Source organism: Undibacterium sp. YM2 (genome assembly GCF_009937975.1).
GTDB lineage: Bacteria > Pseudomonadota > Gammaproteobacteria > Burkholderiales > Burkholderiaceae_D > Undibacterium.
On record NZ_AP018441.1, the window covers coordinates 6,332,043 to 6,344,392 of the forward strand.

The 12,350-nt window shown below is 51.3% G+C and carries 9 protein-coding genes; 8 read left to right on the top strand and 1 reads right to left on the bottom strand.

The features are described 5' to 3' along the window. The first annotated feature begins 547 nt into the window (after positions 1–547). The 3 genes from UNDYM_RS29030 (at position 548) to UNDYM_RS29040 (ending at position 3,834) form a co-directional block, all read left to right on the top strand. Entirely contained in the window at positions 548–1,135 is a 588-nt protein-coding gene (locus UNDYM_RS29030) for a TetR/AcrR family transcriptional regulator (protein ID WP_162044273.1), read from the top strand. A 222-nt stretch (positions 1,136–1,357) separates the two neighbouring features. Beyond that, entirely contained in the window at positions 1,358–2,422 is a 1,065-nt protein-coding gene (locus UNDYM_RS29035) for an alkene reductase (protein WP_162044274.1), read from the top strand. A gap of 248 nt (positions 2,423–2,670) precedes the next feature. Next, positions 2,671–3,834 (top strand): glycerophosphodiester phosphodiesterase, encoded by a 1,164-nt coding sequence (locus tag UNDYM_RS29040; protein WP_162044275.1) that lies wholly within the window; start codon positions 2,671–2,673, stop codon positions 3,832–3,834. A gap of 51 nt (positions 3,835–3,885) precedes the next feature. On the opposite strand, the gene UNDYM_RS29045 is transcribed toward UNDYM_RS29040, so the two are convergent. Continuing rightward, positions 3,886–4,707, bottom strand: a complete 822-nt coding sequence (locus UNDYM_RS29045) for a dienelactone hydrolase family protein (protein WP_174244973.1) — start codon at positions 4,705–4,707, stop codon at positions 3,886–3,888. A 227-nt stretch (positions 4,708–4,934) separates the two neighbouring features. Here UNDYM_RS29045 and UNDYM_RS29050 point away from each other — a divergent pair, with 227 nt between their 5' ends. The 5 genes from UNDYM_RS29050 to UNDYM_RS29070 all read left to right on the top strand — a co-directional run bounded on the left by UNDYM_RS29050 (position 4,935) and on the right by UNDYM_RS29070 (position 12,142). Then, a complete protein-coding gene (locus UNDYM_RS29050) occupies positions 4,935–6,431 on the top strand; it encodes a glycine betaine ABC transporter substrate-binding protein (protein ID WP_162044277.1) in 1,497 nt (498 codons plus the stop codon). 381 nt (positions 6,432–6,812) lie between these two features. After that, positions 6,813–8,138, top strand: coding sequence for an ABC transporter substrate-binding protein (locus UNDYM_RS29055; RefSeq protein ID WP_232063645.1), 1,326 nt, complete (start codon positions 6,813–6,815; stop codon positions 8,136–8,138). A gap of 18 nt (positions 8,139–8,156) precedes the next feature. Continuing rightward, positions 8,157–8,873 carry a response regulator gene (locus tag UNDYM_RS29060; protein ID WP_162044278.1) on the top strand — a complete coding sequence of 239 codons (717 nt, stop codon included), beginning with the start codon at positions 8,157–8,159 and terminating at the stop codon, positions 8,871–8,873. Between the two features lie 10 nt (positions 8,874–8,883). After that, positions 8,884–10,332: an ATP-binding protein gene (locus tag UNDYM_RS29065; protein ID WP_162044279.1), complete on the top strand. Its 1,449-nt coding sequence runs from the start codon at positions 8,884–8,886 to the stop codon at positions 10,330–10,332. 589 nt (positions 10,333–10,921) lie between these two features. After that, positions 10,922–12,142: an ABC transporter substrate-binding protein gene (locus tag UNDYM_RS29070; protein WP_162044838.1), complete on the top strand. Its 1,221-nt coding sequence runs from the start codon at positions 10,922–10,924 to the stop codon at positions 12,140–12,142. Positions 12,143–12,350 lie beyond the last annotated feature (208 nt).

Consider the following 12,350-nt stretch of genomic DNA (forward strand, 5'->3'; position numbering starts at 1 on the left):
AATTCTCTTTACTCGTTCGGAGCGTCAAGTACGTACAGCGTCTCGACGATTTTTCTACGTTGGAAACTTAATTCTGCAATTGAATAATTTTGCCAGCGATTATGCTTGAAGCTCCTTCCCCTTCAAGGGGAGATTTGTGGGAATTCGCAAAGCGAAGCTTTGTGAAACCCCGACGACATCCCCTTGAAAGGGAGGGAATTTACTTGTTATTGCTTGGTCAAGGAGATAATTCCTGACAATAGTGAGCCTGCGCTGGAGCGACGATTTTGAGAGTTTTAGGAAGATTGGAATTGGTCTGGTTCTTAGAACTGAAACAAAGCTCAAGGCTAATCTAAAACGATTAGCCTCCACTTCGTCGCTCCAGCGCAGGCTGGAGCCTAGTGGCGTTTGTTGCCAACCAATCAAGCGACTCAATATACGCGGCCTATGGCATCCACGTTCAAAACATTGACCAATCTTATTTACCTGCTCTCGTTTACTTACGACACATTTTTCCTCGCACAAAATAACTAGACGACTGGTCTAATTTGTTTTAGAATTCAAAACTATGAACACTCCACGCACCGATGTCAGGCAACATATCCTCGATACAGCCAAGCCCATTATCCTGGGCAAGGGCTTTTCTGTGGTCGGCCTGAACGAGGTATTAAAGGCGGCGGCAGTGCCCAAGGGTTCGTTTTATCATTATTTCAAGTCCAAGGAATTATTTGGCGAAGCCTTGCTGGAAGATTATTTTGCCGGATACCTGGCAGCAGTTGATGTGGTGTTGAAAAATCAGGACATACCTGCAGCCAAGCGTCTTATGCGTTACTGGCAAGGCTGGTTGCCTGAGCGTCCGGGTGAGGGTGTGCAATGCCAGTGCCTGGCGACCAAGCTCGGTGGCGAGGTGTCTGATTTGTCTGAAGCCATGCGCGTCACCTTGCAACGTGGTACCGACAGTATTATTGCCAGGCTGGCCGATTGCATGCGTGAAGGCATTGTTGATGGCTCACTACCTGCAGACCTGGATGCTGATGCATGTGCACTGACCCTGTATCAGATGTGGCTCGGTGCGGGTTTGCTGACCAAGATGCGACGTGATATGAGTGCGCTGGAAAGCGCCATGTTAGCCACCCGCAAGATGCTCAAGCTGTAAAGTTTTGAGCCTGAAACAAGAAACATATTCCTCTTAGCAAACAATAGTAATAAAACATTTGTTTTTATAAGTTTTTTCTAGACGACCAGTCTAATTTTTATCTTGAAGTACCCTGGGTTGGCTACACATAGAGTTCTGGATTTGCTTACCCAATAAGTTTTTTCATAAGTTCGCCCTCAAGTTTTTTTGCTGCCCCAACACGCCCAATAAAGGAATTAAGAAATGTTATTCAATCCTCTGCAAACCGGTTCTGTATCCCTCGCTAACCGCATCCTGATGGCCCCGCTGACACGTGCACGTGCTGATGCAGGCCACATGCCTAATGCCCTGATGGCCGAATATTATAGCCAACGCGCCACAGCAGGCCTGATCGTGACTGAGTGCACGATGGTGGCTGAAAATACATCCGCTTTCTATGCTGAACCAGGTATCTACAATGCAGAACAAATCGCTGCGTGGAAAGTTGTGACGGATGCCGTACACGCAAAGGGTGGCAAGATATTCATGCAGATCTGGCACGCTGGCCGTGCTGCTGTCCCTGCATTCAACAACGGTGTTGAAAACGTCGGTCCTAGCGCCATTGCGATTGACAGCGAAGTGCATACGCCAAACGGTAAAATCCCAAATGCAGTGCCACGCGAATTGCGTATCGATGAAATCCCTGCCCTGGTTGCAGCTTATGCACAAGGTGCAAAAAATGCGATTGCTGCCGGCTTTGATGGTGTTGAAGTGCATGGTGCGAATGGCTATCTGATTGATCAGTTCCTGCGTGACAGTGCCAACACGCGCACTGACAGCTATGGTGGCTCCATAGAAAACCGCGCACGCTTTTTGTTTGAAGTATTGACTGCAGTCAGTGCCGCAATTGGTTCAGATAAAGTCGGTCTGCGCCTGTCACCGATCAACAGCTACAACAGCATGAAAGACAGCGATCCGCTGGCTTTGATTTCTTATCTGACGACACGTCTGAATGAATTCAACCTGGCCTATTTGCACCTGATGCGTTCTGACTTCTTTCAGGCACAGACTGGTGATGTAATGACCGTTGCACGCGCCAACTACAAAGGTGTGTTGATCGGCAATATGGGGTACAACGCTGAAGAAGCAGCGCAAGCGATCAGTAACGCCACACTGGATGCGGTAGCTTTTGGTACCAGTTTCCTGGCCAACCCTGACCTGCCTGCCCGTATCAAGCAAGGCGCAGCTTTGAATGCTCCTGATGCAGCGACTTTCTATACACCGGGCGCAAAAGGTTATACGGATTATCCTAGTCTGCAAGCTGCATGATGCGCTACATGTAATACCGCTCAAGTAATACAGCGCAAGTAACACGGTGAAAGGCCGGCCATGATGGTCGGCCTTTTTCATTTTCTTTTAAAAAAACAGAGGTGCAACAGTTTGTAAGAAATTTCCTCAAGTCATCATCTGGTAACTCTCAAGCCTTACATTCCTGCCAACGCCAACATGATGGCAGCGAAACATATCTGGCCAATTATATTGGCCTCATTTTCTAATGCATATTGAGGAATACTTTGATGAGCAATTTATCTAAAAACTCTGCGCATTTGCTGTGCGCAGTATTTGCGAGCTTGAGTCTGAGCGCCTGTGGTGGTAATAGTAGCGAGCCTGTTGATTTTCAAAATCCAGGTCTGTCATGGCCACCATTGCCGACCGTCACCGGCCACCGTGGTGCATCTGCACTGCGCCCTGAACATACGCTGGCTTCTTATCAAAGAGCAATAGATGACGGTGCAGATATTGTTGAGCCTGACTTGGTTGCCACCAAGGATGGTGTCTTGGTCGCGCGTCATGAAAATGAAATTTCAGGTACCACCAATGTATCAACACTGCCGCAATTCGCTGCCCGCAAAACCACCAAGACCATAGACGGTATCCCTGTCACCGGCTGGTTCACCGAAGACTTTACTCTGGCAGAACTGAAGACCATACGCGCCAAGGAACGCATACCGGCAAATCGCCCCGCCAACACGGCTTTTGATGGTCAGTTTGAAATACCGACGCTGCAAGAAGTCATCGATCTGGTCAAGCAACAGGCCAAGGAAAAAAATCGCGTCATCGGTATCTATCCTGAAACCAAGCACCCGACTTATTTCAAATCCATAGGCCTGCCGCTGGAAAAGCGCCTGGTTGATGTTTTGGTAGCGAATGGCTACAAGGGCAAAAATGCTGCGGTATTCATTCAGTCATTTGAAGTGGCGAACCTGAAAGAATTGCGTGGCATGACAGACATGCGCCTGGTGCAACTGGTTGATAATCCGCTCAACCCGCCTGTCAATGGCGTACCGCGCAATGCACCGTATGACTTCATCGCTGCTGGCAGCAACCGCACTTATGCCGACCTCGTCACACCAGCAGGTCTGAAAGAAATCGCACAGTACGCCGACGCTGTATCGCCGTACAAGGAAGTCATCATCCCGCGTGATACGAAGAATGAACTGGGTGCGGCGACCAGCTTTGTCTCAGATGCCCACGCCGCTGGTTTGAAAGTACATACCTGGACACTGCGCCCGGAAAATCCTTTCCTGCCACCTAGCATGCGCCTTGGTGACCCCGCCTCACTGACGCAGCGTGGTGACTCTATCGCTGAGATCACGGCTTATTTGAAAGCTGGTATCGATGGCTTCTTTACCGATGATCCAGCCGTTGGACGTGCTGCTGTGACTGCGTTCAAAAAGTAAGCTTCTTCGCAGTATTAATGCAAATGCCTGGATTTTGATCCAGGCATTTTTTTACGCATTTTTCTCTTGCACCTGCTTCAAACGATGGGCAAAGAAAGCCAGTATTTCATCCCGCGCTGCGATGGTTGGCTGACCTGTCTCATCGATCAGGTGCGCGGTCACCACGCTATGCGGTGTTGTTACGTAACGTTTAAAGAAAGGCGCAGTATCCTGATTGGCAGCACTGTCAGGCAACACCTTGCTGACGAAGCGCTCACCCAAGGCTTCTGAAAATGCCGCAAAACGCTGGGCACGGCAAAATGCGTCGCCAGCAAAGCGATAAGCCATGACAGTCAGGTCTTCTGCCTCCAGACGCTGGCGTACAGCTTGCAAGTCGGCAGCATCTATACCTGTACCTGCCGGATCATCCATAGGCAAGGATGGCTGCGATACCACTGGCGCAAGTACGGCAGGCTCCAGCATCATCGACAAGGCAAAATTACCGGTGAAACACATGCCTATCGCCCCTACGCCGGGGCCACCAGATTCTTCATGCGCCAGTCTTGCCAGCGCCCTCAGCCATAGCGTCACAGGGCTGGAGCCTTTACCTGCAAAGGCGCGGAACTCTGCACTGACACAGGCTTTCTGGAACACCGCTGCTCCCTCTTCTGCCGATGCCACCACACCATCACGCCCAAATAAGGAGGGCATATACACCGTAAAACCCGCATCTCGCACCCAGCGCGCAAAGCGTGCCACATGCGGGCTGATGCCGGGCATCTCTGTCATGACGATGACGGCTGGCCCTGTGCCAGCGACATAGACACGCTTGCTGACTTCATTAAGCGTGATCTCGCGTGCGCTGAAGTCGCTGAGCGGGTCATCAGCATGCATGTCCTGTTTAGTGCTAAATATGTTTGCTGAAATTGGTATGTGCGTAGTTCCTGTTCTTGACATGGCGACTCCTGGTTTATCTGGAGCTTGCAGTGTAGGTCTGAGTCAGACACGGGAATAGCGGCAGTTCAGCCAGAATCAGGGTGAAATTGGACAATTGCAAACGGCATGTAGAATACGGTACCGTCAATCGCAGTTTCGATCACAATTTAGCGGAGCACAAACCCATGCTGATCTGGTGCAGGCTGCAATACCTTTTGTCTTTGGCACTGAAACTGTGTTTACTAAGCAGTTTTGCAGTACAGGCACATGCCGCCGATACACTCAAAGTTGGCTCCAAGCGCTTTACTGAATCCTATGTATTGGGTGAGATTCTGATGCAGACTGCCGTTGCCCATAGTCCTGCATTGCACCAGCAAGGGCTAGGTAATACTGCCATCGTCTTCAATGCATTAAAAAATGGCAGCATCGATGTTTACCCTGAATACATGGGCACCATCAATACCGAGATACTGAAACATGAGCAAGCAATCAGTATGCAAGAGATGCAGGCGGAACTGGCTAAACAGGATTTAGGAGTTACCGTGCCTCTGGGTTTCAATAATACCTATGCACTGGCGATGCGGCCTGATGCCGGGGATATTAAATCGCTGACTGATCTGGCGAAAAAATCTGAATTGCGCTTTGGTCTCTCGCATGAATTTCTGGGCCGCGCCGATGGCTGGCCGGGGCTGGTCAAACGCTATCACCTGCCGCAACAAGCCAGTGGACTGGATCATGGTATCGCTTATGAAGCCCTGACTGCAAAGCAGGTAGATGTCATTGATATTTACTCTACCGATGCCAAGATTAAACAACTGGGCTTGCGCGTGCTGGTGGATGATGCAAATTACTTCCCGCGTTATGACGCGGTCTTGCTTTATCGCCTGGATGTGCCTGCGCGTTTCCCGCAAGCCTGGGCCGCCATACAGAAGCTGGAAGGCAAGATAGACAATGCGCAAATGATAGCGATGAATGCAGCAGTAGAAATTGACGGGCAGAGCTTTGCCCAGGCGGCGCAGCAATTTGTGGCAAAGTCACCGGCAACTACGGTGCGTGCTGGCTTCATGTCCAAACTGTTTGGTGCAGATTTCTTGAAACTGACCTGGCAGCATCTGACGCTGGTATTGCTGTCAGTTGCCCTGGCCTGCTTAGTGGGTATCCCGTTGGGCATCATTGCCGCCTTTGCCCCGCGCTTGCGTGAAATCGTCATGGCGACTGTCGGTATTTTGCAAACCATCCCCTCACTGGCCTTGTTGGCGATGTTGATCCCCCTGCTGGGCAGGATAGGTTTTGTGCCCGCCCTGATCACCCTGTCGCTATATGCCTTGCTGCCAATAGTTCGCAATACCTGTGTAGGTCTGGTGCAGGTACCAGCTGGGTTACTCCTGGCAGCGCAAGCCTTGGGACTGTCATCGCGAGACCGTCTGTTGAATATAGACTTGCCTCTGGCCCTGCCAATGATACTGGCGGGCGTTAAAACTGCAGCAGTCATGAGCGTGGGCACGGCAACCATCGCCGCCTTCATCGGTGCCGGTGGTTACGGTGAACGCATCACCATAGGACTGGCCTTGAATGATAATCAGATGCTGCTGGCAGGTGCCTTGCCTGCGGCGGCTTTGGCTTTGTTGACGCAGTGGGGGTTTGATTTGCTGGAGAAGGTAGTAGTGAGGAAAAGGGATTAAACACGCATACATGATTTGAATGTTGTTTATCTCTTGAAAACAACAACTCCGCGAGATTCTGTGCGCACAAAAAAAGGGCTTACGCAAAAATGTCCCAGCAAGGCTATCGCCAAGGGAACCTCCCTGGTAAGGGAGGTTCGTTCCGTCGGCAGACAATGTATTGTCTGAAACCCCGACTACACCGTAGCGACGAAGACAGTACTTTAGTACAACGGTAAGACTTAGGGAGCTGCAACGCAGCTGGGGCGGTTTTGCGTAAGTCCGCGGAACAATGCCTACCAGAAAGCAGCCCCCTTTGGTAATATGCATCCGGTTCGATCTTCCTGATCAAGCCTGAAAACCTGATTTCCCTGCTGCAATAACCTGCCCGGAAAAGCTCTTTTGATTTCGCCCGTCCATCATCTTGTTGCATCACCACCAGCCTGGCGCTTTGTCAGGACGGCGGCGCTTGGGGTTTTGTGCGTGGCGTTTTGCACTATCAAAGTTCATGCAGCCACACCGCAATCCGACAGCACGCTGCAAGTCTTGCACTGGTGGACCTCGGCCAGCGAACGCAAGGCAGCCAGCCTGCTTGCGGCACGCATGGCGGACGAAGGAATCACCTGGCGCGATGCGGGCATACCCGGCGGTGCAGGCATAGGTGCAGGCAAAGTATTGAAGAGCCGCGTGCTGGCGAATGACGCGCCCGAAGTCACGCAAATTATTGGTGTCTCGATACGCGAATGGGCAGACCTGGGCTTCTTGCTGGAGCTGGACAGGGTTGCGGCGTCCAATAAATGGAATACCAGTTTCTTCCCGACCATACAAAACCTGATACAGCACCGCAAGCATGTGGTGGCGGCGCCGCTAGGCATACATCGCATCAACACCCTGTTTTATAACAAGAAAATATTCAGCACACTAAAGTTGTCACCACCAGAAAACTGGGATGAGCTGGTCACAGTTGCAGCCAGGCTGAAAGCCGCAGGCATGATACCACTGGCACAAAGTAGCGAACCCTGGCAAGTTGCCACCCTGTTTGAAAACCTGATACTGGCCGAGGGCGGGCCAGAATATCACCGCGAATTATTCGTCAAGCAAAACACCCAGGCCGTGATGGACAAACGCTTTGCCCATGCGCTGGAACGTTTGCGCCAGATGAAAAGCTGGATGAATAATCCTGTAGATGAACGCCCTTGGACGGAAGTGGTGAAGCAGTTTTCCAAAAACGAGGCGGCCATGATGATCACTGGTGATTGGGTCAAGGGCGAACTCAATGATGGCGGTTTTGTCACTGATGAGGCTTTTTCCTGCACGGCCATGCCAGGTACCGGCAAATACCATTTGTATAGTGTCGATACTTTTTCGATGTTCACCAATGATTATTCGCGCATCGCCGCACAAGAAAAACTGGCCCGCCTGGTCGCCACGCCAGCAGTGCAGGCTGACTACAATGCCGTCAAGGGTTCGGTATCGGTAAGGCGTGATGCTGACCCGGCGCGCATGGATAGCTGTGCCCGCGCCTCATGGACAGCCTTTGCCCAGGGTGCGGCGACGCAAGCGCCCAGCCTGGTACACCGCATGGCTACCGATGAAACCAGTAAGGATGCCATCATCGCCGTGATACACAGATACTTTATCGATGCCACGGTCAGCCCAGCCGACACTCAGGCCAGGCTGGTGGCGATGTACAAGACATTTGGCAATAATAAAAAACAAACTCCATAAAATGTGAGGCAGACAAAGATGACACGCAAAATACTGATAGTCGACGATGACCAGAAAACCCGGGTGTTACTGAAAACTTATCTGGAAAAAAATCAGTATGAAGTTATCCTCTCGCACAATGGCGAGAGCTTCGTGGCCGAGTTCAATAGCCAGATGAACCAGTTGTCGCTGGTGATACTTGATGTGATGTTGCCCGATACCGATGGCTTTGCCCTGTGCAAGGTAGTCCGGCAAAAATCCAATATCCCCATCATCATGCTGACTGCCAGCTCAGACGACACTGACCGCATCGTCGGGCTGGAACTGGGGGCCGATGATTACATCGCCAAGCCTTATAACCCGCGTGAACTGCTGGCGCGTATCAAGGCTATCTTGCGTCGCACTGGCTCTGCCGACGTGGCTGCAGCACCACGTTATTACCGCTTTGTGGGCTTCACGCTGGACCTAGTAGAGCGCAAGGTCACAGACAATACTGGAGAACTGGTGGCACTGACGGGACTCGATTATCAATTGCTGAAGTATTTTGTCGAGCACCCGGGCGACGTACTGGACCGCAATGTGCTGTCAGAAGAAACCCGTGGCCGCGATGCCGGCCCACTGGATCGCTCACTCGATGTACAGATCAGTCGCCTGCGCCTGCTGCTCAAGGATGACAGCAAGCAGCCCACACTGATCAAGACCGTGCGCGGTGCCGGTTATGTATTCTCGGCTGACGTGAGCGTGGCCAGTGCCTGAAACGGCCATCATGCTGAGGCGCTGGCTGCCGCAATCGCTGCTGGGGCGCTTGTCGCTGGTGATGGTCTGCGGCGTGCTGCTGACGCAACTCGTGGGCAGCGCCATCTGGACCACTCAGCAACGTGCCAAGGCCGAGATAGAAGCGACCACAGCGGCGCAATACCTGGCGCACAGTGCGTCAAGTGCAATACGATTCTTCCGCAGCCTGCCGCCTAACTACCGCACAGTGCTGATACAACAATTCCGCGAAATGGGTGGCACGCGTTTTTTTGTACAGGCGAATAATGCCTATGTACCCATCACAGAAATAGAATCACAGGCACTGGCCCATACTGTGCTGGGCAAGGTCGGCAATACCCTCAAGTCTGACTTGCCGCAATATCCTGAATTCAAAGTCGCCTTTGCCTGGCCAGACCAACTGACTACCTCTGTCGAAGGTACCCGCATCACCGATTTGCCTGAAAGCTGGGTGCAGCATATCTTGCTGATCAAACCAGAACCTGCTCCTGTGCTGGTGATACAAACCGAACTGGAACCGGGCAACTGGTTATACCTGGCGGCCCTGATGCCCAACCCTTACTTTTTGAAGGGTAATGATCCCTTATCCTTTGACCGCCTGGTTTTGCAGGGCCTGTCACTGGCAGCGGTGTTGCTACTGTCCATCATGGTGGTACGCTGGATCACGCGGCCACTGGCGGCCTTGTCAGATGCCGCCGCTGCCTTTGGCAAAGGTGAGCAGGTACCAGACTTACCAGAGACAGGCAGCAAGGAATTCATCAATACTGCCCGCGCCTTCAGCGCCATGCGCCAGCGCATACAAAGCTATATCGAAGACCGCGAGCGCCTGTTCATTTCCATCTCACACGATCTGCGTACGCCCATCACACGTCTCAAGCTGCGTTCAGAATTGCTCGACGACGATGTCTTGCGTGGCGAATTTGAAGAAGACCTCGATGACCTTGACATGATGGTCAAGGGTGCTCTGCAATGCGTGAAAGATAGCGACATTCATGAAAACCCTACTGAAGTCAGGCTGGACCCGTTGATACGCAGGCTGGTACGCAGCGCCCACCTGGCCAAGCACAATGTGGAGTTTGCAGACTCAGGCGTGACCGTCTATGGGAAACCACTGGCGCTGAAACGTGCAATAGGCAATCTGCTCGACAATGCCCTCTACTATGGCGAACGCGCAGAAATCAGCGTACGTGCTGCTGCCGATAGCGTCATCATCGAAGTACGCGACCACGGCCCAGGCGTGCCGGAAGACGCTCTACCCAGCCTGTTCGATCCCTATGTACGTCTGGTACATGGCCGCAGCCAGAATGAAAGCGGCATGGGTCTGGGGCTGGGCATAGCCCGCAGCGTCATCGAAGCCCATGGCGGCACGCTGGTGCTGGAAAATCATGTTGATGGCGGGCTGAAGGCCATCATTAGCCTGCCCAACGAAGACACCGCCTGACTTGGCACTTCTTCCATTCATCTTTTCCTGCTTCAGCTTGTCGCATGTGGACAAGCTGAGACTCATCTGCACGATTCACAACACCCGAATCCGGACTTTTGTAAAGTTTTGTAAGGAATTCTTAAGTTAAGTTTTATCAGCTTAGGAATTCACACGCCTGTAAATCATCCACGCCCCAGTGCACAGCAATACCGACGAAAAAACCGGGTAAGGATTTGTAAGCTGTTCACCTGACCAGTTCACACAAAACTCTAATAAATCAAACACTTATAAAAAGATGCACTAAACAGATATGCAAGTGGCATTACATTCATCGCATTGCTAGTATCGGTTTCAAGTAATTCATTTATATCGATAAATCGATGAATGAAGAGTGTTTGCAAAGCTGTTGAAACTCCTTCCCCTTCAAGGGGAAGGGTGGGATGGGGATGGGTTTCTATCGCAATTTGACTTCAGGTCAATCAACTGAAACCCATCCCCACCCTAACCCTCCCCTTGAAAGGGAGGGAACAAAAGGTGCGTACGTTGATTCATTTACTAAAAAAATTTCAATAAAGGTCTTCTTTTGAACCGCATCCCCCACATCGCCATGTTATGCGCCACCGCCATGATGAGCACTGCCAATGCCGGCACGCTCGTCCTGGAAAGCTGGCGCGTGGATGACAAGGCCTTGTGGGAGACAGTCCTGATACCGGCATTTGCCAAACGTCACCCTGGCATAGACATACGCTTCGCGCCTACTACGCCGACGGAATACGACAGCAGCCTGCAAGCACATTTTGCCAATGGCACAGCCGGGGACCTGGTGGCTTGCCGCCCCTTTGATGTATCGCAGTCTTTATATAACAAGGGTTATCTGGACAAGCTGGACGGCAAACCGGGCATGGAACATTTTGAAGCAACCGCCTTGCTGGCATGGCAAACCGATGATGCAAAAGCGACTTTTTGCATGCCAGTGGCGTCTGTCATTCACGGCTTCTTGTACAACAAAAAAATCTTCAAGAAACTCAATCTGCAGGCACCAAAAACTCAGGCAGAATTTTTGACAGTGCTGGATACAGTAAAGAAGAATGGCAGCTATGTTCCACTCGCCTTGGGTACAGCAGAAAAATGGGAAGCCACACAAACCCTGTTCACCAGCATAGGCCCTAACTACTGGCATGGTGAAGCCGGCCGCAAGGCGCTTATCGCTGGCAAGGCAAAATTTACTGATGCACAGTATGTGGCGGCCTTTGATTATGCAGCCAAACTAGGCTCGTATTTACCAAGCACCGCCAGCACGCAAACCTACAGCGACAGCCAGCATCAATTCGCTTCTGGCAAGGCGGCGGTTTATCCAGTTGGTTCATGGGATATCTCTTATTTCAATCAGGTACAGGGTCTGGATTTTGGCGTGTTTGCGCCCCCCGTGCGCACCACTGGTGACAAATGCTACATCCTTGATCACATGGACATAGGCATAGGCATCAATAAAAAATCACGTAATAAAGAAGATGCCTACAAATTCCTCGAATGGCTGGGTTCGCAAGAATTTGCTGATCTGTATACCAACCGCGTCACCGGATTTTTTTCACTGTCGAATCACTTGATCGCTGTGCGCGACCCCATAGGTAAACAGATGATGGAATGGCGCACGGCTTGTGAATCCAGTATACGCGTCAATGCACAGATATTGAACCGTGGCCAACCGAGCATGGAACAGGAATTATGGAATGTGAATGCCGATCTATTGAATGGCACGGTCACAGGCAAGGAAGCAGCCGCAAGAATACAAAATAGTGTTGCAAGTGCAAGTAAGTTTAAGCGATGAGAGTTCAAGCGTTAAGATCATACCTCCCCCAAGTCGTATGATTGATTTGCCGACGCCCAGTGCGGCGTCGGCTTTTTTTAGCGCTTGATGCGCAAGTGAAAATTACAAGAATAAAGAAAATAGTAAAGATTTTTTGCCTTGATTAAAGCAATTCAGAACGAGGTCAAAATTGCTGCGCCAAAAGAAGAAGATGTGATACCAACGAGTA

What these genes read in the sequence shown, in the direction of transcription:
- UNDYM_RS29030 (WP_162044273.1), top strand. Translation starts at nt 548, where the DNA reads ATGAACACTCCACGCACCGATGTCAGGCAACATATCCTCGATACAGCC.
- UNDYM_RS29035 (WP_162044274.1), top strand. Translation starts at nt 1,358, where the DNA reads ATGTTATTCAATCCTCTGCAAACCGGTTCTGTATCCCTCGCTAACCGC.
- UNDYM_RS29040 (WP_162044275.1), top strand. Translation starts at nt 2,671, where the DNA reads ATGAGCAATTTATCTAAAAACTCTGCGCATTTGCTGTGCGCAGTATTT.
- UNDYM_RS29045 (WP_174244973.1), bottom strand. Translation starts at nt 4,707, where the DNA reads ATGCATGCTGATGACCCGCTCAGCGACTTCAGCGCACGCGAGATCACG.
- UNDYM_RS29050 (WP_162044277.1), top strand. Translation starts at nt 4,935, where the DNA reads ATGCTGATCTGGTGCAGGCTGCAATACCTTTTGTCTTTGGCACTGAAA.
- UNDYM_RS29060 (WP_162044278.1), top strand. Translation starts at nt 8,157, where the DNA reads ATGACACGCAAAATACTGATAGTCGACGATGACCAGAAAACCCGGGTG.
- UNDYM_RS29065 (WP_162044279.1), top strand. Translation starts at nt 8,884, where the DNA reads ATGCTGAGGCGCTGGCTGCCGCAATCGCTGCTGGGGCGCTTGTCGCTG.
- UNDYM_RS29070 (WP_162044838.1), top strand. Translation starts at nt 10,922, where the DNA reads ATGTTATGCGCCACCGCCATGATGAGCACTGCCAATGCCGGCACGCTC.